We start from the raw sequence: 23,856 nt of genomic DNA on the forward strand, positions 1-23,856 counted from the left end.
TCGACAACCAGAGAGAAGACGGACAAAACCCGTTTTACGGGGCATGCACATGTGGCATTTCGATTCACTCAAAACTTTCCCCGGACAGCCCTGCGTTCACAGGGAGAAGGTGGCCCGAAGGGCCGGATGAGGGGCGGCGCCACTCCTTCGTTGGTTCGCGCTGCCCCTCATCTGCCTGCCGGCATCTTCTCGCCGTAAACGGGGAGAAGATAGCTAAACCGCATTGGTCAGCCGCACGAATTCTTCGATATCAAGCGTTTCGGCGCGCCGCGTCGGGTCAATGCCGGCGCGGGTGAGCAGGGCTTCGCCGCCGAGGCTCTTGACGCTCTGCCGCAGCATTTTGCGGCGCTGGCCGAAGGCCGCTTCGGTGACGCGGCCGAGCTTCTTGACCTCGGTGGGCAGGGGACTTGCCCGCGGCACCAGATGCACCACCGACGACACCACCTTGGGTGGCGGCGTGAACGCTTGCGGCGGTACGTCGAAAGCGATTTTTGCCTCCGTCCGCCAGCCTGCCAGCACGCCCAGCCGGCCATAGGCGTCGCTGCCGGGGCGGGCGACGATGCGCTCGGCCACCTCGCGCTGGAACATCAGCGTCATCGATGCGTAGAAGGGTGGCCACTCGGCGACGGTCAGCCAGCGTATCAAAAGTTCGGTGCCGATATTGTAGGGCAGGTTGGCAACGATCCTCACAGATCCATTGCCCCCATGTGCCCCTTTGGCAAGTGCCGCAAAATCCGTCTTCAGCGCATCGCCGGCAATGACCTCTAGCCGGCCCGGATAGTGGTCTGACACCTCAGCAAGCGCTGCCAGGCAACGCTCGTCGCGCTCGATTGCGATGACCCGACCAGCGCCGTGGGAAAGCAGCGCTCGGGTCAGGCCGCCCGGACCCGGACCGACCTCGATCACCGTGGCGTCCGTCAGGTCGCCGGCCGCGCGCGCGATCTTGCCGGTCAGGTTGAGGTCGAGCAGGAAATTCTGGCCGAGCGCCTTTTTCGCCTGCAGCCCATGGCGTTCGATCACCGCGCGCAACGGCGGCAGCTCATCGATGCTCATGCGACCGCTCTCATGCAAAGGCTCATGCGGCGGCAGCCTTCGTCCCGGTGTCGGCAAGCCTGCGGGCGAGCCTTAGCGCCGCGATCAGGCTGTCGGCCCGGGCAATGCCCTTGCCGGCGATGTCGAAGGCCGTGCCGTGATCCGGTGAGGTGCGGATGAAGGGTAGGCCGAGCGTGACGTTGACCGCCTCGTCGAACGCCAACGCCTTGGCCGGGATCAGCGCCTGGTCGTGATACATGCACAGCGCCACATCGTAGCCGGCTCGGGCACGGGCATGGAACAGCGTGTCGGCCGGCAGCGGCCCGAAAGCGTCGATGCCCTCCGCCCTCAGCCTGTCGATCGCCGGGCGGATGATGCGCTCGTCCTCGGCGCCCATCGCGCCGCCTTCGCCGGCATGCGGATTGAGGCCGGCAACGGCAAGCCGCGGCTTGGCGATACCGAAGCGATGTTCGAGGTCGGCGGCGGTGATGCGGGCGGTCGCGACGATCAAATCCGTGGTCAGCGCTTTCGGCACCTCGCGTAGCGCAATGTGGATGGTGACCGGAACCGTGCGCAACTCGGGACCGGCAAGCATCATCACCGGCATCGCTTCTGCGCCGGTGTGGAGTGTCGCCAGATGCGCCAGATATTCGGTATGGCCGGGGAAACGGAAGCCGGCATCGTAGAGCGGCTTCTTGGCGATCGGGCAGGTGACGACTGCCGCCGCGCGGCCGCCAAGGCAGTAGTCAACAGCGCGGTCGATGGCCTCGATGATGCTGGCGGCGTTGGCTGGGTCCGGCCGGCCGGGGCCGTCGACGAAGCGGGCGACAAGCGGCACGACGGGCAGGGCGCGTGCAAAGACGCGCGCCGCTTCGGCTGGCACTGTCTCCGTGATTGGCACATCGGCGCCGAGCAGGCGCGCCCGTGCGGCAATCAACGCCGGATCGGCGATAAGATAGAAGGGCGGCACACCGGCGCTGTCGCGCGCCTGCCACGCGGCAATGGCGATTTCCGGCCCGACGCCGGATGGATCCCCCACGCTCAGCGCCAGCGGAAGCTCTGCCTCTGGCGACTTCAGCGCTCGACGATGCGGGCTTTCTTCCGCAACTCCTCGACATACTTGTTGGAGAGCTCGTCGGCGTCCTTGCCGCTCGAGCCTTCGCTCTGGAACACCATCTGAGCGGCCTTGTCGTCGGACACTTCGCGCGACGAGCAGATGCCGATGAACTCGACGCCGCGGTCTGTCTCGCGCGTGGCGGTGGCGCCGCCGACCTTGGTGGCCTTGATCTGGTCGGCCCAGTCCGGCGGCAATTGCGGCGCCAGTATCCGGCCGAGATCGCGAACGGTGACGTCGATCAGGCCCTTGGCAAATTCGCGCGAGGTGTTGCAGCCGTTGAAGCGGGCGCGCATAGCATCGGCTTCGCGCTTGCGCTTGGACAGCGTAGCGCTGCGCTCGGCCGCGGGCACGACGAATATGACTTGCTGCAGCATGTACTCCATGGCGGTCGGCTTGGTGCCGCCATTGTCGAGCATGCGCCTGACCACGTCCTGCTCGCTCAACGCGCCGCCGCTCTTGGAGCGATGGCGCGCGGTCAGCGCCTGGTTCCAGGCCATCTGGGAGCGGATGAACTCCTTGAAATGTTCCTTGCCGACGCCGGACTGCGCCATGACGCCATCGAGTTGCTTGAGCTGCATCTTGTTGGTCGTAGCAAAACGCTGATAGGCGGCGTCGACCTGGGCGTCGCTGATGCGGATGCCGAGACGCCTGGCTTCGGCGACGCGCAGCGTCTGCTCGATCATTTCCTCGGCGGCGTCGCCTTTCTTGCGCTGCAGGCGCAGGAAGGCAGCCCGATGCTGGATGTCGCCGGTGGTGATCGGTACGTTGTTGACGACGTATTTGATCTGGCTGGCGAAAGCCGGCGGCGTCATCATGGTGATCGAGGCCGAGGTCGCCGCCACCAGCAGCGCGAACCCTGCCGAAAAGAGGTATTTCCTCATCGAAAGCATCCCAATTCTATCTCGGTTCCGGCCCAATTCTATCCCATTTTGAGGGAGCTGAAATCCGTGCCTGCCCTATGCGGCGAAACGATGTCGTTAGGAGCGATGTGCGTCCACTTGGACGCACAAGATACGCTCTAACACTTTGATTCTACGCATCGTGCTTTCTGAAAATCAATTCCGATTTTCGGCCGATGCATTGGCCGGCCGCCCGTGCCGCCCGTCTGTTATTGGCCAGGCGCCTGCTACTGGACAGCGTTGAAGGAGCTTTGTGTCGAGCCGAAATCGCCGAGCGTGCGGAACGACAGGTTGAAACCGATGTTCTGCGACACTTCCTTGGTGCTCAGGTCGCGGGATTCCGAGAATGTCATCAAGTAGGTGAAACATGAATCGCTATAGGCAAAGCCGACCCCGTCCTTGACCAGGACACTTTGCTCCAGATCGTAGGTGCCGGTACCGAAGACACGCCAATTCTCGGCAAGTTGCGTCGAGGCGCCGAGCGTGACCTCGTGGCGATCGGTCGTGAAGCCATAGAGCGGCTGCGCTTGGATGAAGGCGTATTTGGCGCTGAACGAAATCGGCAGGCCGGAATAGGCTGCTTTGACCTCGGCGCGGCGAATCTCGAAGCTCTGCTCGTCGAAGCGGCCGCTGACCGAGCCGGAAAGCCCGCTGGGGCTGTTGAAGCCGACAAGGCCGACATAATCGGAGGTCGCGGTCTCAAGGCCCGAATCTTCGCCGACGTTGACCAGGTCCGGCGCGGCGAAGGAGTTCTGGCCGTCAAGCTGGTAGGATTGGCCGAACAGCGCGTTGGTGCTCCAGCCATTGTCATAGGCGCCGGAATAGCGCAGCCCGACATTGGCGCGCGTGCCGCCTTCCAAGCGGTCGTAACCGGAGAACTTGTCGCGCTCGAACAATGTCGTGGCGTCAAAGACGAAGCTCTGCGCGTCCTCATTGGGGACAGCGAGGCCGCCGACATATTGCTCGTTCGGACGCACGAATACCTGCGCCATCGGCTCGAAGACGTGGCTGGAACTGGTCGACGAGAACAGCACCGGCCAACGCATTTCCAGCCCGGCGGTCGCCATGAACCGGGCGAGCGACGATCGCATATCGTCGTCGACGCCGAGGTTAGACGCCATCTGATTGATGGCATTGAGCGATCCCGAAGAGGCATTGACATAGCCGGCGTCGCCGCGCAGCGCCAGCAGCGGCGTCAGCAGCAGACCGCCATCGGTGGTGAAGGTGCGCTTCCATTCCGCTTCGGCGGTGAGACGCCCCGACTGGCCATCGATGCCGCGTACACTGGTCACGGACGCAGCGTTGTTCGGATCGGCAAGGACCCTGTCCAGCCTGTCGCGGCTGATGGCCTGCGCGTTGACATTGAACGACAACTGCCCGCCGCCCACCGCCATGTCGGGAATGTAGGCGTAGTCGAGCGAGGGCAGCACCCAGGGCTGCTTGCCGGCGCGCGCGGTCGGATCATCAGAGAGCGTCTCTTCCTGGACCTCGAAGCGCATGGCGCGCACGTCGAAATAGTTGCGGCCATTGAGGCCGGTCAGGTAGATCGAGGAGTGATGCACGCTGTCGTTGAAGTCTTCGATGGCGTAGGTGCGCGAGAAGTTCTTGTCGGTCTGCAACAGGACATCCCAGCCGAAGTCCCAGCGCGGATTGATAGCGAACTGGCCCTTGGTGCCCATCATGCCGCGGAACTTGTTCGGGTCGCCGGCCGCGCCCGAATCGACATTGTGCCCGTCACTGTCGATGAACTCGTCGGGATCCACTTGCCGGATGCCGGCGGTCTTCAGGCTGTACTGGCCGTTGTTGAAGCGCTGGCGCCACTCGGCTTCGCCGAGAAAGCCCTGCTTGGTGTAGCCGCTGCCGGTGACGGTCAGGTCGTAGGTTGGTGAGAGAGCGAAATAGTAGGGGACTTTGACGCCGACGCCGAGATCGCTCTTGTAGGCGATGCCGGGGATCAGGAAGCCGCTCTTGCGCTTGACGGTCGGGTCGGCAATCTCGAAAGCCGGCAGATAGGCGAGCGGAAAGCCGAAGAACTCGAAATTCGAATTCTCGAAGCGAACCGTCTTCTTCTCGCCGTTCCAGATGATTTTTCTGGCCTTGATGCGCCAAGTCGGCGCTTTGTCGGGTTTGTCCTCGCACGGCTCACAGGCCGTGTAGACGCCGTTGTGGAACGTCGTCAGCACGCCGCCCATGCGTTCCGCGCTTTCGGCGGCGAAATAGGCCTTGTCGACGGTTTCGACACGCAGCGCGTTGACGAAGCCGTCGGCGAAATCGTCGGTGATGTCGACGTGCTGCGAATAGATTTTGGTGCCGTCGCTGTTGACGACCTCGACATTGCCGCTGGCGACGAGCCGCTTTGTGTTGCGATTGTATTCGACCCGCTGGGCGACGAGGCGGTTGCCGCCATAATCGATCTGCACGCCGCCGACGGCCGTCACTGTTTGGTTGTCGTTGTCATAGACCAGCGTATCTGCCGCCAGCAGCATTTGCGAGCCGGCGGGGACGTCGGCTGCCATGTCGCTGATATCCTGGGCAAAAGCCGGGATATTCGGGACGACACAAGCGAGCAGGCATGCCAAGGCGCTCGCCCCATAGAGGCGCCCCAAACCGGCCTGCCTATGGATGCGCAAAACCGCCCCCCTCACTAGCCGTCTTCCTTGTACAGCAAGAAAGTCACCCCGAAGAACATAGCCACGACAACCGGAACCCATGCAGCCACGACTGTGGGTACGAATCCCGCCACGCCGAATGCCTTGACCAGCACTGTCACGACATAAAGCAGAAACCCGGCCAGGACGCCACCCAGAATCATCGTCGCGGATTGTCCCATCCTCGCAAATCGCATCGACACCGTTGCGGCGATCAGCGTCATTGCGACGAGAAGGAACGGCAACGCCACCAGCGAATCGAACTGCATGGCAAAGGCATTTGCCTTGAGGCCAAAGGAGCGGGCAACCTCAATCTTGCTGGGGAGATCGTAGAAAGGGATGGTTTCCGGGCGCGCCAGCCGCTCTTGCACGAATTCTGGCTTGAGATTGGTCGGCACCCGGTCGCTTGCCACCGATTGGATGTTGCCGTCCCGGAAAACCTTAACGTCCTGCAGTTCCCAGTAGCCATCCCGCAAAAAGGCGTGCGCGGCGTCCTTGCGTTCGACGATGTCGCCTTGCGGGCTGAGGACGAAGAAGACGGCGTCGGCCATCTCCAGGCCCTGATTGAGAATGGCGCGCGCGCCGATGATGGTATCGCCGGAACTGGTCTTCTGCCGGATCCAGGGCTCAGCGTCGGCCGAGACGGTGTTCGACTTGCCGGAGCGGAGCTGGGTTTCGATTTTTTCGGACCAGGAAAGCGCATGCGCGGCGATCGGATTGATGACGCCGACCGACAAGACGCCGAACAGCAGTGCCCCGATGCAGCACGGTAGCAGGAATTGCCATGCGGACACGCCGGCGGAACGCGCGATGACCAGCTCATACCTGCGATTGAGCGAGACCAGTGTCGCCATCGCCGAGAATAGGCCGACGAACGGCACCGTCTGCAGCATGATCATCGGCATCCTGAGCCCTGAAATGGCGAACGCCGTGCCATAGGTGAAACCCGGCAAGCCGGTCGTGCGGCCGGAAAGCTCGGTGAAGTCGATCAGGAACACAAGCGCCAGGAGGCCGATGAAGAACCAGATGGTGATCGTCACGTAGCGGAAGAAGAAGTATCTGCCCAGAGTCCAGCCCATTAGCGTGTCCAGCCCATTAGCCGGCCCCTTGGCCAGAAGCGCCGCGCCCGGCGAAGCGGAGCTTCAGGGCGCTCCAGCCGTCACCGAAGCGGCCGGCGAAATTCGTCATCCAGTCGGCCCAGGCGACCGGCAGTTCCATGGTCCGGTTGGAGACGATGAACCGTGTCGCGACCGCGGATGCCACGATAGGAACGCCATAGACCATATAGGTGTATTGCGGAACGTTGTCGGCCTTGCCGGCGGCAAAGAAACCAAGCCAGCGCACGAAAAGCGCAATCGCGATCGCCGTGATCAACGGATGAATGCGCGCCTCGCGATGGGAGCGCGCGTCTCCCGCCACCGCAAGCGCGATCAGCGCGAAGACGAGTGAATAGGACCATTCGGAAAAACGCTGGTGGAGCTCGGCCAGGTACTTGTTCGGCCTTTTCTGGAACACCTTGTCGTTCGGACTGGGATTGAGCAGGTACTGGGTCGTCCGGTCCTTCGGCAAAAGCAAGACGTCCGATGAAGCCGACATGAAGGCGGACAGGTCGAAGGCATAGGAGGTGAACCGGATGACCGAAAGATCGCCGGCCAGTGTTTCGCGATGGATGACGCCGTCGTTCATCATCAGCACCTTCTCGTCGCCGTTTTCGATGATGGCGCCGGTCTTGGCGTAGTAGACGAGGTTGGCGCCTTCTTCGCGCGAATCGGCGACGAAGATGCCGCCAAGGCGGTTGTCCGGAAGCCGCTCGCCAATCTGCAGGAACAGGCCGTCATCGATCTTGCGGAAGGTGCCTTCCTGGATGATCAGCGACAACAGATCGGCGCGCGACGACGCCACCAGTTCCCGGTTTTTCTGTCGTGCATAGGGATCGACACCGTTGTCAACGGCAAACGAAAAGACGCTGGCCGCCAGCGCCAGGAGCATGATCGGCCTGACGATGGTCCAGCGCGAAGCGCCCGCGGCGTTCAAGACGGCAAGCTCAGAATCGGAATTCATCGCGCTCAGTGTCTGGGCGACCGCGACCACCAGGGCGAAAGGTACGACGATCGGGACGATCGACGGAATGATCAGCGCAGCGACCTCGAAGAAGGTCAGCGCCGACTGCCCGCTGTCGGTGACGAGGTCGATGCGGGCGAGCACCTGCGTCGTCCACACGATCGCCAGCGTCCAGATGAGCGCTGCCAGGAAGACCGCCAACGCACGACGCATGATGTAGCGTTCAACGACCTTCATGAAGGCTTTTCTCGATTTTGCCGAACGGCATCATGCCTCCAGACAAGGTAGTCGCCCGGCGACGACTGTACAACCGGTCCGTTGGCGGTTCGATCTGGTTCCCGTCCCACATCGATATTTCCGGTGGGCCGGAGTGTCGGCGGCAATGGATAAGAAAGGGCGAACATCAATGGTTAACAACACGTTGCGGCAGGAAAGCGGGGCCGTGCCGCGACGAATCGCCATCGATTCCATCCGCCATATGGGATCGGATTCCGGCAAAGTCTTGCCAAATGCCGGAAAACGACCAAATGTCGCGCCGATCTCTCGGTTATGACCGCCGTGGCTGCAACGGCGACGAGATTGCCCGGCCTGTGGTTTACCGGTATGCGGCCAAGCATTCGCGGTTGCTTCGCCAATCCCGGATCCAGGCCAAGGCAGTCTCCCAGCAGATCGTCAGGCAGGGGCGATGATTAAAAAATAGGGTGGTGCTTCCGGTCGGAAACAGCCAAATATCTAGTTTCGCCAAGGTACTCTCCCGAAAACCCAACGCCGTTCCCGAAAGCAGGACATGATGACTTCGAGACCTTCGATCGCCTTCGCCAAATTCGCGGCGCCCAAAAAGGGCAGTGTCTTCGTGCTGGCGGCCAACGATAGCGGTCTCGGCGACGCGGCAAAGGCTTGCGATCCGGCAAAGACCCTGGAGCGGGCGTTTCCGGTAGCCGACATTTCCGGCAAGTTTGCCGGCCTGGTCGAAGTGCTGGCGCCGGAGGGCACATCGCTCGACCGGCTTGTGGCGGTCGGCGCTGGCAAGGTCTCGGGGCTCGACGATCATGCCTGGCTCAAGCTTGGCGACACCATCGCTGCGTCCTTGCGCAAGGCGACAGAGGTGGCCGTCGTGCTCGATCTTGCGGGTGCTGACGTCGGCGGCAGGCAAGCGGCACAGCTTGCCGCGGGCATCCTTCTGCGCAGCTATGCTTTCGACAAGTACAAGACGAAAAAAGACAATGGCGACGGCCAGCGCGACGGCAAGAAGGCCGAGCCCAAAAAGCCGGTCAAGGTGACCATCCACACCACCGATCCGGCGTTGGCGAAAAAGGCCTTCGCCGACGAGGTGGCGGTGATCGACGGGGTGCTCCTGGCGCGCGATCTGGTCAATGAACCGGCCAATATACTCGGACCAGTAGAGTTCGCCGCCCGCGTCAACGAACTGGAAGCGGTCGGCATCACGGTGGAGATCCTGGTCGAGAAGGACATGAAGAAGCTCGGCATGGGCGCGCTGCTCGGCGTCGCGCAAGGCTCGCCGCGTGGCGCCCGCCTGGCTGTCATGCGATGGAACGGTGGCAAGGCCAAGGACAGCCCGGTTGCTTTCGTCGGCAAAGGCGTCACTTTCGACACCGGCGGCAATTCGATAAAGACCGCCTCCGGCATGGAGGACATGAAGGGCGACATGGGCGGCGCGGCCGCGGTGACCGGGCTCATGCACGCGCTGGCCGCCCGCAAGGCCAAGGCCAATGTCGTCGGCGTAATCGGGCTGGTGGAAAATGCCGTCGACGGCCATGCGCAGCGCCCCGGCGACATCGTCACGTCGATGTCGGGCCAGACCATCGAGGTGCTCAACACCGACGCCGAAGGCCGCCTCGTTCTGGCCGATGCACTGTGGTACTGCAACGATCGTTTCCAGCCGAAATTCATGGTCAATCTGGCGACGCTGACCGGCGCAATCATGGTCGCGCTCGGCCAGCACTATGCCGGTCTGTTCTCCAACAATGATGAATTGGCGAACAGGCTGACGAGCGCCGGGCAGGCGACTCAGGAACGCGTGTGGCGGATGCCGCTCGGCACCGAGTATGACAAGCTGATCGACTCGAAAAATGCCGACATGAAGAATATCGGCGGCCGCTATGGCGGCGCCATCATCGCGGCGCAGTTCCTGCAGCGCTTCGTCAAGGATACGCCCTGGGCGCATCTCGACATCGCCGGCACCGCGATAGGCGCGCCGTCCAGCGAGATCAACCAGTCATGGGCCTCCGGCTTCGGCGTCAGGCTGCTCGACCGGCTGGTGCGCGACAACTACGAGGGGTGAGGCGTTTCAAGGCGCGATCATGGCCGACGTCCTGTTCTATCACCTCACCGAATCGACGCTGGAGGATGCGCTGCCCGGCCTGCTCGAGCGCAGCGTCGATCGCGGTTGGCGCGCCGTGGTCCAGACAGGCACCGAGGAGCGGCGCGACGCGCTGGACCAGCATCTATGGACCTTCAGGGACGATTCGTTCCTGGCGCATGCGACGGACCGCGAATCCTATCTGGCCGAGCAGCCGATCCTTTTGACAACCGGCCAGGACAATCCGAACGAGGCGCAGATACGCTTTCTGGTCGACGGCGCGGCGCCGCCGGAGCTTGTCGGCTATGAGCGCGCCGTGTTCCTATTCGACGGCCACGATGCGGCCCAGCTCGAGGCGGCGCGCACGCACTGGAAGACGATGAAGGAAGCCGGCCACGCTGTCACCTACTGGCAGCAGACTTCAGGCCGGCGCTGGGAACGCAAGGCGTAAGGTCTGCCGGAAGAACCCTGAAGGGGGTAGTTTGCCGATCGTTGAGACGCGCTACAACTGAAGCCGTTCAGCCAAGTCAATGAAGTCGCTGGCCATCAAGTCCCAGGCTTGATCAGGGTGCAAGTCCGTGGTCTGCGCTAACCCGTGCTCGGTCGGACGCGGGACAAAGGCTGTTCGTAGTCCGCATGCCCGAGCCGCTGCTAGGTCGCCATTGTGGGCGGCCACAAGACAGATTTGATCGGGCTTCATTGCCAGGACGTCAGCGGTGCGAAGATACGCTTGCGGCATCGGCTTGTACGCTTGCACGGCTTCGGCGCCGAGGATCGCATCCCAGGGGATACGACTACGCTTCGCCATGTTGAGCATGAGGACGATGTTACCGTTCGACAGCGGCGCGATGATATAGCCGGCCTTCAGCCGCGTGAGGCCGGCCACCGCGTCCGGCCATGGCTCCAATCGATGCCATGCCAGGTTCAGTTCGTCCAGTTCGGACGCTGGCACCGAAGCCGGGTCGATCCCGAATTCCGGCAAAACAGCTTCCAGATTCTCCCGATGCAGCACGTCGAGACGTGTAAAGAGCCGCCGGCCGCTGCGCACCTCCTCCATCGATGGGGAGTAACGGCTGCGCCACGCATCCGCGAAAGCGGTAGGAATGGCGGATCCTGCTCCATGCCGCTTCAGGAACGGTTCAGCTTCGCGCGCCACGCCGCTGCGCCAATCGACGACAGTGCCGAAAACGTCGAATACCAAGGCACGTGTACCATCCAATGTCATCACATTCGGCTCCTCGATTCGCACATGCATGACCGTCGCATTCGGGTGGCGAGCGCCCTTGCGGCTATCGCAAAAATCGGTCGCGAGACACCCATTTTTGCGAGAGACATTTGCGACAGTCAAACCTGGATGGACAGGGTGAACCATTCGCGAAGCTTAGGATATTTGCGAAAGGCGACCGGCATCACTAATCCAGAATGACGACAGCCTCCACCTCGAAGAGCATGGGGTCAATTGCAAGCTTGGGAACGGGAATCAGGGTCTGCGCCGGCAGCACCTCGCCGAACATTTTCTTGACGTTCTTGGTCAACACCTCAAGCTTGGATATATCGTGATCGACCACGAAAACCGTGAGCTTGGCGACCTGATCCGGCCTGGCACCGAGCGCATCGAGGGCGGTGCGCAAATTTGCGTAGGCCTGCCCAACCTGGACAGCGAAGTCGGGCGACAAGGCTCCCGTGCTGTCTTGGCCGCCCTGTCCGGAGATGTAGGCCACCCGGGCTCCGCGGGGCGTGATCACCGCCGTGCTGTAGCCATTCGGCGACGGGTCGGAGAGGTTTTGTGGATTGACGATGGTCAGCTTGAGATCATTCTTATTCGCTGTCGTCGCAGTGGGAACTCCCATGGTCATGATAATTAGCCCTCCGATAAGCAGATGCTTAATTGCGCGTGACATGATTTTCTTTTGGCTTTGCGGACCGCGAGCAACGTACCCTCGCGGCCGGCATGATTGAACTTTAACCGCATCGCCCATACGATGACTCGTGCGATGTACGAGTCATCGTATGGCACGCGGTACGAGTCAATCGTTCAAGATCGACATTCGTCCCGTTGCCGGTCAAAATCGACGTTCTCAACAGCGAGGAAGACGGATGGCAGCCAAACGGGGCGATGCCCGGAGCAAACGAGGGATAAATGAGCGGCTCCAGCCCGTGCCGGAGCCGCGCAGTGAACCGCCGCTCTCTCGGGAACGTATCGTGACGACCGCGGTGGAACTGCTGGACGGTGAAGGAGTCGACGGATTGACCATGCGTCGACTGGCCGATCGCCTCGGCTCGGGCGTGATGAGCCTGTATTGGCACGTCGACAACAAAGAGGATGTCTTTGATCTGGCGCTCGACTCGGTGCTCGAATATCGCGGGCCGCCGCAAACAGTTGAGTCTCAAGACTGGCGCGGAGAGGTCGTTCATATGCTCGAAGACTGGCGCGCCAGCATGCTGCGCCATCCTTGGTCGGCATCGCTGTTGCCGCGCCGGGCGCTCGGCCCGAACATGCTCAGTCGCCTAGAACTGCTGAGCAAGACCTTGTCCAGAGCCGGTGTTGCGGACGCAGATCTGAACGTCGCGATATGGTCGCTCTGGAACTATGTGATGGGCGCCACCATCACCCGGGCGAGCTTCGACTTGTCGGACGACGAGAGGGCCGCCGCGCAACAGCGCCTTACACGTCTCAGCGAACGTTACCCGACAATCGAACGCTCCCGTCTGCTGTTGGATAACGATTGGGATGGTGCTTTTCGGAAAGGCCTCGGCTTCCTGCTCGATGGCCTCACTCCAGGATGAGGCTGAACGGTAGCAAAGCGACTGCCGCAAAATCCCAGTTTTGCGTCTAATTGGGCAACGTCGCAGAAGAAGCCTTTGCGGCAACATTTAAGGCTCCCCACGGGGTCGTGAGCCGAAATGGCAAACTGAGCAGTGCCCAGGCCACTTGACGAAAGGTCGGTCACGCGCAAAACTGCTAAGATGTCAGACCAATTTTGGATGTAGGTGCCCATGCGAGCGCGCGGCGAACTGCCCGGGGCACCTGCCACGCGTGTGGCAATCGCCACGCTCCCGCCGTTGGACCGCGGCAAGCAGGTCATGGGAGCGCTGGCCGACTATGTCGAGCGCGCCGCGCTGAAGAGCGGTGACCGGCTTCCGACCGAACGCGAATTAATGGCCGCGCTTTCCGTGGGGCGTTCGACGATACGCGAGGCGATGGGGCGTTTCGAAGCGCTCGGCGTCACCGAGACCCGCAAAGGCAGCGGCACCTATCTGCTGAAACCGATATCCGCCGGCACAATCCATTTGCCGCTGTCGCTCGATACGGCAGAACTGCGCGATGGTCTCTTGCATACCCTCGAGGTACGCCGCGGCGTCGAGGCCGAGGCAAGCATGGTCGCGGCGCGGCGGCGAACAGTCGACGATCTGCGAACGATCGAGGAAAAACTCATCGAGATGGAGCGCGTCCATCTCGCCACCGGCACGTCGGGTCCGGAAGACCTGGCCTTTCACCTGGCCGTCTACGACGCCACGCACAATCCGCTTTTCCGGCAGCTCCTGGGGCAGATGCGCGAAGCGTTCGAGCGCTTCTGGGACCATCCTTTCGACCGCCAGGATTTCGCGCGGCGATCGTTCCCGTATCACCGCGAGCTGTTCGATGCCATCGTCGCCAGGGACGCGGAGCGGGCGCGCGAAAAAACGCTGAAGATCCTCGAGATCGTGGAAGAGGATATCGAGGAAATGTCGAAATGAACGGTTCCGATTTTTTCGACCAGGCATCGCTGATCGCCGCGCATGACGAGGGCAACGCCTTCGATGCCGTCGTGCCGCCGATCGTGCAGACCTCGCTCTTCACCTTCCCGAATTATGACGAGATGCTCGAGACATACCGCGGCGAAAAGGTGCGGCCAACCTACACGCGCGGGCTGAACCCGACCGTGCGCATGTTCGAGGAAATGCTGGCAAAGCTGGAGGGCGCCGAGGACGCGATCGGTTTTGCAAGCGGCATGTCCGCCATCTCGTCGGCAGTGCTGAGCTTCGTCGAGCCGGGCGATCGCATCGTCGCGGTCAGGCATATCTACCCGGACGCGTTCCGGCTGTTTGGGACGCTGCTCGCGCGCATGCGCATCGAGGTGACCTATGTCGACGGGCGCGACGAAGCGGCTGTCGCGAGCGCCCTGCCTGGCGCCAAGCTGTTCTATATGGAAAGCCCGACCAGCTGGGTCATGGAAACCCATGACATCGGTGCCCTCGCTGCGCTGGCAAAGTCCCGCGGCATCCCGACCATCATCGACAACAGCTGGGCCAGCCCGGTCTTCCAGCGGCCGCTGTCGCTCGGCGTCGATGTTGTGGTCCATTCCGCGTCCAAGTATCTGGGTGGCCACAGCGATGTCGTGGCCGGCGTGGTCGCGGGCTCGAAGGACTTGATCGGCCGTATTCGTGGCGAAGCCTATCCATATCTCGGCGGCAAGCTGTCGCCATTCGATGCCTGGCTCTTGATTCGCGGCTTGCGCACACTGCCGATCCGGATGCGCGCGCATCAGGCCTCCGGCCTCGAAATCGCACGGCGCCTGCAGGATCATCCGATTGTCGAGAAGGTCTGCCATCCGGCGTTGGCCAACCTGCTTCCTGCGGGGCTCACCGGCACGTCGGGCCTGTTCTCATTTGTCTTCCGCGACGGCATCGACATCCGGACGTTTGCCGACCGCCTCAAGCTGTTCAAGCTAGGCGTGTCCTGGGGCGGCCACGAAAGCCTCATCGTGCCCGGCGAGGTCGTGCTGCAGCAGAAGGCCCAACCCAATTCCGCGATGGCGTTCGGCGTCCATCCGCGGTCCGTGCGTCTCCATGTCGGCCTCGAGGGAACCGAGGCGCTGTGGAGTGACCTGGAAACGGCAATCGACGCCGCTTCCGAAGAAAAGACCTGAAGCAACCAGACAAGAAGGGAACGGAAAATGAAGAAGCTTCTTATCGCCGCATTCGCCACCGTACTGATGTCGGGTGCTGCACTCGCCGACACGACGCTGAAGCTCGTAGAGGTGATCACCAGCCCCGAGCGCACCGAAACCCTGAAATCGATCGTCTCCAAATTCGAGGCTGCCAATCCGGGCACGAAGGTCGAGGTCATCTCGCTGCCCTGGGGCGAGGCGTTCCAGAAATTCGCGACCATGGTGTCCGCCGGCGAAATCCCCGACGTCATGGAGATGCCGGACACCTGGCTGTCGCTCTATGCCAACAACGGCCTTCTCGAGAGCCTCGAACCCTATCTTGCCAAATGGGAGCACACCTCGGGCCTCACCGATCGCGCGCTCGAACTCGGCCGCGACGTGAACAACACCGCCTATATGCTGCCCTACGGCTTCTATCTTCGGGCGATGTTCTACAACAAGAAGCTGTTCCAGGAGGCTGGTGTCACCGAGCCGCCCAAGACGATGGACGAGTTCGTGGCGGCGTCGGAAAAAGTATCCAAGCTTCCGGGCAAATATGGCTATTGCCTGCGCGGCGGGCCGGGCGGCCTCAACGGCTGGATCATGTTCGGCGCAACCATGGCCGGGTCCAACAAGTTCTTCAATGAAGACGGCACCTCGACGATGAACAGCGAGGGCTGGGTCAAGGGACTGACCTGGGTCGTCGATCTCTACAAGAAGGGATTGGCGCCGAAGGACAGCGTCAACTGGGGTTTCAATGAAATCGTCGCCGGTTTCTACACCGGCACCTGCGCGATGCTTGATCAGGATCCAGACGCGCTGATCGCAATCGCCGAGCGGATGAAGCCGGAAGACTACGGCGTCACGACCATGCCGAAAGGGCCGAGCGGCAAGACGTTCCCGACCATCGGCTACGCCGGGTGGTCGATGATGGCGGCCAGCCAGAACAAGGACCTCTCCTGGAAGCTGATCGAAACGCTCGAAGGGCCCGAGGGCAATATCGAGTGGAACAAGCGCACCGGAGCGCTGCCAGTCCACAAGTCGGCCGAAAAGGATCCCTTCTACGCGAGCGAGCAGTTCAAGGGCTGGTTCGCCGAACTCGAGGACAAGGATGCGGTGCCGACGGTCATGCCGACCTATCTCGAGGAGTTCGCCTTCTTCAAGGACTCGATGGTCATCAAGACCAGTCAACAGGCACTGCTCGGCGATATCACGCCAGAGGAGATGGCCAATCAGTGGGCCGACTATCTGACCAAGGCACAGCAGAAGTACCTGGCCAAGAAATAAACGGCGGACCTAGAGCATCGGAGCCGCCCATCACGGGTGGCTCCGATGGATCTCGCCCCATGGCCAATTGGAACGAAAGCGTTAGCTGATGGTTTTTGACGCCACCGCCGGCCTCCCGGAATCGCGCCGCCGGTCGCTGGTCGACCGGATCACGCGCCACGCCGAGCCATATCTTTATACCGCCCCGGCGCTGATTCTGATCGTCACCATCATGCTGGCGCCGCTGGTGTTAGGCCTATCCTACGCCTTCCGCGACGTGCACTTGCTCAACCCCTTCTCCGGCGGGTATGTCGGGCTCGATCATTTTCGCACCCTTTATGACGACGACAATTTCTACCGCGCGCTGCGCAACACACTGTGGTGGACCGGCGCATCCGTCTTTCTGCAATTCGTATTCGGCCTGATCCTGGCGCTGTTGCTCGACCGGCCGTTCGCCGGCCGCGCCATAGCGCAGGCGCTGGTGTTCCTGCCCTGGGCGGTGCCGACTTTCCTCACCGGGCTCAACTGGGCGTGGCTGTTCAACCCTGTTATCGGACCGCTGCCGCATTGGCTTTATGCGCTCGGCCTCATGAGTGAGCCGGCCAACATCCTTTCCAATCCGCAGCTTGCCATGTGGGGACCGATCATCGCCAACGTCTGGTGGGGCATTCCTTTCTTCGCCATCACGCTGCTGGCCGCGCTCCAGGCCATCCCGCGCGACCTCTACGAGGCGGCGGCGATCGATGGCGCCGGTGCGGTCAGGCGGTTCACGTCGATCACGTTGCCATTCCTTGCGCCGACCATTGCGATCACGGTGCTGTTGCGCACCGTCTGGATCTCGAACTTCGCCGACCTGATCATCGTGATGACCAGCGGCGGGCCTGCCGACCGTACGCAGATCGTCGCGAGCTACATCTTCACGCAGGCCTTCAGGGCGCTCGATTTCGGCTATGCCTCGGCCATTGCGCTGGTGCTGCTCGTCCTGCTGCTCGCTTATTCGATGCTGATCGTCATGCTTCGGCAAGTCCTGATGGATCGGGCCTGATCGGGGATGACCAGATGAGCAGGTATTCGACCTTCGGCACCGCGCTGCACCGCCTGGCGATCCTCTGCTACGTGGTCTTTGCGCTGTTCCCGCTGTTCTGGCTGTTGAAAGTATCGGTGACGCCGAACGACTTGCTCTATTCGGAGGGCGTGCGGATGTGGCCGTCGCGGATGAGCTTCGAACATTTCCGCTTCGTGCTCGCCCACAGTGCATTCCCGGTCTTCTTCAGGAACAGCATGATCGTTGCCGGTGCGACGGCCGTGATCGTGACGCTGCTCGCGTCTCTCTCCGGCTATGCGCTGTCGCGCTTCACCTTCCGCGGCAAATACTGGCTGGTCGCGCTGATGCTGCTCACCCAGATGTTTCCCCTGGTGATGCTGGTCGCGCCGATCTTCAAGATGCTCTCGCCGCTCGGACTGACCAACAGCCTGACCGGGCTGGTGATCGTCTACACCGCCTTCAACATCCCCTTTGCGACATTCCTGATGCAGTCGTTCTTCGACGGTATTCCCAAGGAGCTGGAAGAGGCGGCCAAGATCGATGGCGCCACGCAGTTCATGGCGTTTCGCCAGATCGTGCTGCCGCTGACGCTGCCGGGCATTGCGGCGACGCTGGGCTTTGTATTCACCGCCGCATGGAGCGAATTGCTGTTCGCGCTGATGCTGATCTCGGGCAACAGCGCCGCCACGTTTCCGGTCGGTCTGCTCACGTTCGTGTCGAAGTTTTCGGTCGATTTCGGGCAGATGATGGCGGCCGGCGTGCTGGCGCTGATCCCGGCCTGCCTCTTCTTCCTGTTCATCCAGCGCTATCTGGTCCAGGGCCTGACGGCCGGCGCGGTCAAGGGCTGAGTGAGGTTTCATGGCATCGATCGACATCCGTAACGTCCGCAAGAACTTCGGCATCGTTTCCGTGCTGCACGGCGTCGACTTGTCGATAAAGAACGGCGAGTTCGTGGTGCTGGTCGGGCCGTCGGGCTGCGGCAAGAGCACGCTGCTGCGCATGATCGCCGGGCTCGAGGAGGTGACCGAGGGCGAGATCCGGATCGACGGCATGCGCGTCAATGAGCGGGCACCCAAGGACCGCGACATCGCCATGGTGTTCCAGTCCTACGCGCTCTACCCGCACATGAACGTCGCCGAGAACATGAGCTATGGCTTGCGGATCCGGAAGGCTGCCCGCGAGAAGATCACGGCCGCTGTCAGCAATGCCGCCCGGAAGCTTGAGCTGCAGCCGCTGCTTGCACGGCGGCCGAAAGCATTGTCGGGCGGTCAGCGCCAGCGCGTCGCGATGGGCCGCGCGATCGTGCGACAGCCCAAGGCGTTCCTGTTCGACGAGCCGCTGTCCAATCTCGACGCGCGCTTGCGCGAGCAGATGCGGGCAGAGATCAAGAAGCTGCACCGCGATCTCGGCGCGACTTCGATCTATGTCACCCACGACCAGATCGAGGCGATGACACTGGCCGACCGGATCGTCGCCATGCATCAGGGCGTGGTGCAGCAGGTCGGCAGCCCGCTGGAGCTTTACGACCGCCCAGCCAACCTGTTTGTCGCCGGCTTCATCGGATCGCCGGCCATGAATTTTCTGTCGGCACGCTATGAGGTCGGCGCAGGCACGGCCGGCGCACGATTGCCTGACGGAACGCTGATTGCGCTTTCGTCCGGTTATCAACTGGAGGAAGGCGCGGCGGTGACGCTCGGCATCCGGCCGGAGCATGTCGAGATGTCGCCGGCCTCGGAGAGCAGCCTGAGGGCGACGGTCGACCTGATCGAGCCGACTGGCTTCGGCATCATCTTGCATCTCGGCCTGCATGGCCTGCCATTCAACGTCTTCACGCTCGACCGGGCGGCGCTGACGGCCGGCCCGACGGTGACGGTGGCTTTCCCGCCGCAACATCTGCATTTGTTCGATGAGACTGGAAAGCGCGCAGCGAGCCTCCAGAAGGGAAAGGGCTGATCCTCCTTATCGGTCGCTCAGATCATTCGGATTTTCCCAAAACCGGTTCCTACCTTTGGGCCCCATGTTATTGTCTATCTTGGCGCCGGCAAATTCGATACGACGTTCGAGCTCGGCCTCGACATGCTCTTGGACGAAATGGAACGCGCCCGCGGCGGCGCTAATGCTAATATCCGGGCAAGGTAGTCGAGCGCATGCGCTTTTTGTTTTTTCTGATCCTGCTTGCCGGCACCGGCATCGGCGTCGTCTATCCCTGGGCGATGAGCAATTTCTCCGGCCATGAGATCGGCACCTGGCGGGTCTATGAGCAGGGCCGGTTCAAGCCGGTGACGGTACCGCTGGCCGCTCGCGACGCGCCGGTGCGGGTGCTGGTCGACCTCACCGCGAGGGCCGAACGTATCGTCGTCTCGCAACAGCGCACCGTGCTGACGCTGACCGCCGCCACCGGCGGCAGGACGGTGCTCGCCTCGACGCTGCAATTCAACCATTCGGAAAATCCGCGCCAGGTCAGCCCGCAGCTGCCGGACAAGACCTTTCGCGACGAAGCAGGCCTGATCCCGACGGTCAGCCCTGGCCCCTACATCTTCACCGTCGGCCCCGGCGACGCCGAAGGCATCGAGATGCGGGCGGTGGATCTCGTGCTGCGCTCCGGCGTTGGCGAGGTCGATCAACGGGCGCAGCCGGTCGGCTTCTCGTTGATGGCAGTCGGCTTGATCGGGCTGGTGCTGGCGTTGCGTTTCGGTGGCGGCGGCCGGCCGCAAAATCCGAATTCGCAGCCGCCACCGCCGCGCTGGGGCAGGGGCGGGTCGTCGAATTGAGTATCGCATGAACTACCGCCACGCCTATCACGCCGGAAACTTCGCCGATGTCGTCAAGCATGTCGTGCTGAGCCGGCTCGTCGAATATCTGAAGCAGAAGGACAAGGCGTTTCGCGTCATCGACACCCATGCGGGGATCGGCCGCTACGACCTGTCGTCGACTGAAGCCCAAAAGACCGGCGAATGGCAAGGCGGCATCGGCCGGCTTGTCGATGCCGCAATGGACGCGCCGGCGGCAGCACTTCTGGCGCCTTATCTGGAAGCCGTCCGTTCGCTCAATCCTGAAGACGGCGTGAAAAAATATCCGGGCTCGCCGCTGATCGCGCGTTATCTCATGCGCAAGCAGGACCGGCTGTCGGCGATCGAGTTGCATCGCCAGGATGCCGCGAAGCTGAGAGCGCTATTCCAAGGCGATTTCCAGACCCGGGTGATCGAACTCGATGGCTGGCTGGCGCTCGGCGCGCATCTGCCGCCGAAGGAAAAGCGCGGCCTCGTGCTGGTCGATCCGCCGTTCGAGGAGGAGGGTGAATTCGACCGCCTGGTCGACGGGCTGCGGAAAGCCCACAAGCGCTGGCCGAGCGGCATCTATGCGCTTTGGTATCCGGTAAAGGACCGCAAGGCGGTCGCCGCTTTCCGGAAAGCGCTGGTGCAGTCAGGCGTGCCGAAGCTGCTCGACATCGGCTTCGAGATCAGGCCGCCATCGGCCGAGCCCAGCCTCGACGGCAGCGGGATGGTGGTGGTCAACCCGCCGTTCACGCTGGAGCGCGAGCTGCGCACGCTGCTGCCGGCCTTGCACAAATTGCTGGTCGTCGAAAAACCGGCGCACTGGACGCTGGAATGGCTGGCGGCGTAGGGCGGCAGAGGTGTCCGCGCGCCTGTCCTGGCTGAAGGCGATTTCAAACTAAGAAACCATCGTCTCTACAACCGCTTGACCGCGCGCAAGCGAATCCGCACAGTGCGCGCAATCGACCATAAGAGGCTGCCATGACTCGCTTCGCCCAATCCGCCCTTGCCGCACTGATCGCCCTTTGCACGCCGCTCGGCACGTCCCTCGCTGTCACCCAGGCAGCAAAGGCTGCCGACCTTGCCGTCTATGTCGACGAAGACAGCGGCGTTTGCGGTGAGGCCTGGGTGCTGAACAAGATCACCAGCCGATTCTCCTACCAGGTGCGCCACGTGCCGAACCTGCCCGATGTCGAGATCACCGATTTCCAGCGGATCCACCAGCACCGCTATCTGCCAGCCAACGAGACCTGGCCGATCGGCCGTCGCTATTGCGGCGCCACCGTCAGCTTGTCCGACGGCCACGCCCGCACCATCTGGTATCTGATCGAGGAAGGGCAGGGCTTTGCCTCGATCGGCGATAATGTCGAATTCTGCGTCGCGGGCTTCGACCGCTGGATGGTCTACAACGGCCGCTGCCGCGTCCTGCGCTGAACGCGTTTGCCGGGCTGCTCCGCCTCATCGAGGATGGCGCGAAGGAAGGCGGCGTGACCGCGAAAGGCGCGCCGTCCGATTGACGTCGCCTTGACCCGCGTTTGCGGCCGGCGTCCGACAAACAGCTTTTCGACATCGACATATCCCGCGTTGGCAAGCGTATCGATATGAGCGCCGAGATTGCCGTCGGTGGCATTGACGATGGCCTTCAATCGGGTGAATTCCAGCGCTTTGCGCCTTTCCAGAGAATTCAGCGTGGCCATGATCCTGAGACGCACACTCTGGTGGATGATTTCGTCGGCAGCCATCATCGGGCCTGCTGTGATGTCCGGCGTTCAGTCTCACTGATCTGGGACCGCGCCGCTTGATCTTGCGCGAATGACATGCGCTTCTCCCGCATACTGCAGAATACTCTGCTAAATAGAGTAATCTGTCAACCTTAGCAAAAAATCGCCCCTCTCGAACGCAGGCAAGGTCCTGGCGCAGAGCGGGCCGCATTTTGCTTTTGCAGCTTGTGTAGATCGTCCGGTTGACAAGACGATGAGATCGTTGAAGCAGCCGCATCATGGTGTTGCCGGTCGATGATCAACGAGCAAAACGCTTGCTAACCTTCAGCGCTTCGCAGCAAGATTGGTACGGCAAAGCGCGCACAATGTCTGTCGCAAACCGTCGGCAAAGATCGAAGAGCAGCAACGGCATTTTGCGAAATCAGCATGAGCGTGTGTCGCCTGTAACCAAAACTTAAACTGAAAAAATCATGCTAATGCTTCGCTGGCTAGACAAGCGCGAGTCAGATATGCATTACGCGCCGGGTCATTAACGGCCGTCGGCACAACTAAGGGGCATGATATGGCTAAACAGTCATCCAAAGCGCCGGCATCCAAGTCACCGGCAAAGAAGGCACCGGCAAAGAAAGCACCAGTAAAAGCGGTGGCGGCAAAGGCCGCAGCCGCTGTGAAGAAAGCAGCACCTGCTGCCAAGCCGAAGGCAGCCGCGGTCAAGGCAAAAGCAGCGCCGGCCAAGAAGCCGGCCGCGAAAGCCGCGGCAAAACCGGCAGTGAAGAAAGCAGCACCAGCCAAGGCCAAAGCAGCGCCGGCCAAGAAACCGGCCGCGAAGGCCGCGGCGAAGCCGGCAGCGAAGAAAGCAGCGCCTGCCAAGACTGCACCGGCCAAGAAGGCTGCGCCGGCAAAGAAAGCGGCGGCAGCGAAGTCTTCGGTAGCAGTGAAGAAAGCAGCGCCGGCGGCCAAGCCGAAGGCGAAGGCAGCGCCTGCGAAGGCGAAGGCCAAAAAGTAATCGCGTTTCTTCGCTCGCGGAGGACAGTTCTGAAGACCGTCGAGGGCGGGTGCCGGACAAGGCGCCTCGCTCGCAGGGTCAGTGCTCGGGCAAGAATAGAGGCGGAAGGAAGACAGCTTTTCGCAGCTCCCAGGACTTCGCCGTACGGCGAAGTCCGGTGGGCATTTCTCTGTGCCCGGAGAAATTCTCGGTGCAAGACCGGGTTGGCTAGTTCGGATCTGTCTGATCTGTTCCAGATTCTCTTGGGCTGCAACTGCCGCAGCTCATTGCCTTAAGATCGCGGCGGAAACGGTCGTTCGCCGTGGCGCCCGGTTTTTCCGCCTGTGGCTGTTGATCATGCCGGCATGTCCAGTCAACAGTGCACAAAAATCAAAGCGCTACGGCGTCCTTGCGCGCCCAATAGGATGCGCGGCACTGTAGCCGGCAACCAGGAACCTGATCATGCCCCGACTGCTCTACGCCTCCACGTCCCCCTACAGTTCCAAGGTGCGCATGGCCGCGCTTTATGCCGGGATCGCAATCGATCTCGTGCCGATAAAAACCGAAGACAAGCCGGCCGAGCTGATCGACGCCAATCCGCTCGGCAAGATTCCGGTGCTGGTGCTCGACGACGGCCGCTCGATCCACGACAGCCGCGCCATTACCCAGCATCTCAACCGCATGTCGAAGAACGCGCTGTTCCCGCGCAATGCCGACAAGCGCCTCGAGGCGGAAGTGCTAGAGGCGCTGGCCGACGGCATCTGCGACTGCGCGCTGTCGATGGTCTATGAGCGGCGCACGCGCTCCGAAGACATGGTCTACCAGCCTTGGCTCGACCGCCAATGGGCGAAGATAACCAGCGCGCTCGATCTGCTCAACGCCAATCCGCCAAAGCTGCCGAAGAAAATCACCGCCGGCCAGCTCGCGCTGCGCGCCTGCCTTGGTTATCTCTCGCTGCGCTTTGCCGGAAAATGGGAAAAGGGCCGCAGCAGGCTGGTCCGCTGGGCAGCGCGCTTCGACGAGAAGTTTCCGGAGCTGAAACCCTGCGTCCCGGCGTGAGCTGGCTGGCGCCCAGCCA

General features: G+C 62.2%; 23 protein-coding genes. 13 read left to right on the forward strand and 10 right to left on the reverse strand.

Features of this window, described 5'->3' with window-relative positions; genetic code table 11:
• Positions 1 to 213: 213 nt before the first annotated feature.
• From rsmA to lptF, 6 genes are all read right to left on the reverse strand, one after another.
• Complete coding sequence (gene rsmA, locus NKH12_RS20915; protein WP_352954872.1) at positions 214 to 1,053, reverse strand: 16S rRNA (adenine(1518)-N(6)/adenine(1519)-N(6))-dimethyltransferase RsmA; 840 nt, start codon at positions 1,051 to 1,053, stop codon at positions 214 to 216.
• A 22-nt stretch (positions 1,054 to 1,075) separates the two neighbouring features.
• Complete coding sequence (gene pdxA, locus NKH12_RS20920) at positions 1,076 to 2,110, reverse strand: 4-hydroxythreonine-4-phosphate dehydrogenase PdxA (RefSeq protein ID WP_352954900.1); 1,035 nt, start codon at positions 2,108 to 2,110, stop codon at positions 1,076 to 1,078.
• The gene (locus tag NKH12_RS20925; RefSeq protein WP_352954873.1) at positions 2,107 to 3,039 is read right to left on the reverse strand and encodes a peptidylprolyl isomerase; all 933 of its coding nucleotides are present in this window, start codon (positions 3,037 to 3,039) and stop codon (positions 2,107 to 2,109) included. The genes pdxA and NKH12_RS20925 overlap by 4 nt, the downstream gene beginning before the upstream one ends.
• A 236-nt stretch (positions 3,040 to 3,275) precedes the next feature.
• The gene (locus NKH12_RS20930) at positions 3,276 to 5,564 is read right to left on the reverse strand and encodes an LPS-assembly protein LptD (protein ID WP_502910820.1); all 2,289 of its coding nucleotides are present in this window, start codon (positions 5,562 to 5,564) and stop codon (positions 3,276 to 3,278) included.
• A gap of 128 nt (positions 5,565 to 5,692) precedes the next feature.
• Positions 5,693 to 6,775 carry an LPS export ABC transporter permease LptG gene (lptG, locus tag NKH12_RS20935; RefSeq protein ID WP_352954875.1) on the reverse strand — a complete coding sequence of 361 codons (1,083 nt, stop codon included), beginning with the start codon at positions 6,773 to 6,775 and terminating at the stop codon, positions 5,693 to 5,695.
• Positions 6,776 to 6,791: 16 nt separating this feature from the next.
• On the reverse strand, positions 6,792 to 7,994 hold the full coding sequence (gene lptF / locus NKH12_RS20940; protein ID WP_352954876.1) for an LPS export ABC transporter permease LptF: 1,203 nt from the start codon (positions 7,992 to 7,994) through the stop codon (positions 6,792 to 6,794).
• Positions 7,995 to 8,547: 553 nt separating this feature from the next.
• Here lptF and NKH12_RS20945 point away from each other — a divergent pair.
• Positions 8,548 to 10,059, forward strand: a complete 1,512-nt coding sequence (locus tag NKH12_RS20945; RefSeq protein WP_352954901.1) for a leucyl aminopeptidase — start codon at positions 8,548 to 8,550, stop codon at positions 10,057 to 10,059.
• 19 nt (positions 10,060 to 10,078) lie between these two features.
• The gene (locus NKH12_RS20950; RefSeq protein WP_352954877.1) at positions 10,079 to 10,528 is read left to right on the forward strand and encodes a DNA polymerase III subunit chi; all 450 of its coding nucleotides are present in this window, start codon (positions 10,079 to 10,081) and stop codon (positions 10,526 to 10,528) included.
• A 51-nt stretch (positions 10,529 to 10,579) separates the two neighbouring features.
• Here the strand turns inward: NKH12_RS20950 and NKH12_RS20955 are convergent, their stop codons facing one another.
• Together NKH12_RS20955 and NKH12_RS20960 are read right to left on the reverse strand one after the other, a co-directional pair.
• On the reverse strand, positions 10,580 to 11,302 hold the full coding sequence (locus tag NKH12_RS20955) for a haloacid dehalogenase type II (RefSeq protein WP_352954878.1): 723 nt from the start codon (positions 11,300 to 11,302) through the stop codon (positions 10,580 to 10,582).
• Between the two features lie 187 nt (positions 11,303 to 11,489).
• Positions 11,490 to 11,978, reverse strand: a complete 489-nt coding sequence (locus tag NKH12_RS20960; protein WP_352954902.1) for a RidA family protein — start codon at positions 11,976 to 11,978, stop codon at positions 11,490 to 11,492.
• Between the two features lie 196 nt (positions 11,979 to 12,174).
• Here NKH12_RS20960 and NKH12_RS20965 point away from each other — a divergent pair, with 196 nt between their 5' ends.
• The 10 genes from NKH12_RS20965 (at position 12,175) to NKH12_RS21010 (ending at position 21,506) form a co-directional block, all read left to right on the forward strand.
• A complete protein-coding gene (locus tag NKH12_RS20965) occupies positions 12,175 to 12,864 on the forward strand; it encodes a TetR/AcrR family transcriptional regulator (protein ID WP_352954879.1) in 690 nt (229 codons plus the stop codon).
• Positions 12,865 to 13,074: 210 nt separating this feature from the next.
• Positions 13,075 to 13,815 (forward strand): FadR/GntR family transcriptional regulator, encoded by a 741-nt coding sequence (locus NKH12_RS20970; RefSeq protein ID WP_352954880.1) that lies wholly within the window; start codon positions 13,075 to 13,077, stop codon positions 13,813 to 13,815.
• On the forward strand, positions 13,812 to 14,987 hold the full coding sequence (locus tag NKH12_RS20975; protein ID WP_352954881.1) for a PLP-dependent transferase: 1,176 nt from the start codon (positions 13,812 to 13,814) through the stop codon (positions 14,985 to 14,987). The genes NKH12_RS20970 and NKH12_RS20975 overlap by 4 nt, the downstream gene beginning before the upstream one ends.
• A 27-nt stretch (positions 14,988 to 15,014) precedes the next feature.
• Positions 15,015 to 16,274 carry an ABC transporter substrate-binding protein gene (locus NKH12_RS20980; protein WP_352954882.1) on the forward strand — a complete coding sequence of 420 codons (1,260 nt, stop codon included), beginning with the start codon at positions 15,015 to 15,017 and terminating at the stop codon, positions 16,272 to 16,274.
• An 88-nt stretch (positions 16,275 to 16,362) separates the two neighbouring features.
• Complete coding sequence (locus tag NKH12_RS20985; protein ID WP_352954883.1) at positions 16,363 to 17,298, forward strand: carbohydrate ABC transporter permease; 936 nt, start codon at positions 16,363 to 16,365, stop codon at positions 17,296 to 17,298.
• A gap of 14 nt (positions 17,299 to 17,312) precedes the next feature.
• Positions 17,313 to 18,146: a carbohydrate ABC transporter permease gene (locus NKH12_RS20990; protein WP_352954884.1), complete on the forward strand. Its 834-nt coding sequence runs from the start codon at positions 17,313 to 17,315 to the stop codon at positions 18,144 to 18,146.
• Positions 18,147 to 18,156: 10 nt separating this feature from the next.
• A complete protein-coding gene (locus tag NKH12_RS20995; protein WP_352954885.1) occupies positions 18,157 to 19,251 on the forward strand; it encodes an ABC transporter ATP-binding protein in 1,095 nt (364 codons plus the stop codon).
• Between the two features lie 194 nt (positions 19,252 to 19,445).
• A complete protein-coding gene (locus NKH12_RS21000) occupies positions 19,446 to 20,069 on the forward strand; it encodes a hypothetical protein (RefSeq protein ID WP_352954886.1) in 624 nt (207 codons plus the stop codon).
• Positions 20,070 to 20,076: 7 nt separating this feature from the next.
• The gene (locus NKH12_RS21005) at positions 20,077 to 20,922 is read left to right on the forward strand and encodes a 23S rRNA (adenine(2030)-N(6))-methyltransferase RlmJ (RefSeq protein WP_352954887.1); all 846 of its coding nucleotides are present in this window, start codon (positions 20,077 to 20,079) and stop codon (positions 20,920 to 20,922) included.
• Positions 20,923 to 21,053: 131 nt separating this feature from the next.
• Positions 21,054 to 21,506: a hypothetical protein gene (locus NKH12_RS21010; protein ID WP_352954888.1), complete on the forward strand. Its 453-nt coding sequence runs from the start codon at positions 21,054 to 21,056 to the stop codon at positions 21,504 to 21,506.
• On the opposite strand, the gene NKH12_RS21015 is transcribed toward NKH12_RS21010, so the two are convergent.
• A complete protein-coding gene (locus tag NKH12_RS21015) occupies positions 21,476 to 21,817 on the reverse strand; it encodes a transcriptional regulator (protein WP_502910821.1) in 342 nt (113 codons plus the stop codon). The two genes, NKH12_RS21010 and NKH12_RS21015, sit on opposite strands and share 31 nt — an antisense overlap.
• A 444-nt stretch (positions 21,818 to 22,261) precedes the next feature.
• Positions 22,262 to 22,792 (reverse strand): hypothetical protein, encoded by a 531-nt coding sequence (locus tag NKH12_RS21020; protein WP_352954889.1) that lies wholly within the window; start codon positions 22,790 to 22,792, stop codon positions 22,262 to 22,264.
• 448 nt (positions 22,793 to 23,240) lie between these two features.
• Between NKH12_RS21020 and NKH12_RS21025 the strand changes: the two genes are divergently transcribed.
• A complete protein-coding gene (locus NKH12_RS21025) occupies positions 23,241 to 23,837 on the forward strand; it encodes a glutathione S-transferase family protein (protein ID WP_352954890.1) in 597 nt (198 codons plus the stop codon).
• Positions 23,838 to 23,856 lie beyond the last annotated feature (19 nt).

This window comes from Mesorhizobium sp. M1322 (assembly GCF_040318085.1).
Classification (GTDB): domain Bacteria; phylum Pseudomonadota; class Alphaproteobacteria; order Rhizobiales; family Rhizobiaceae; genus Mesorhizobium.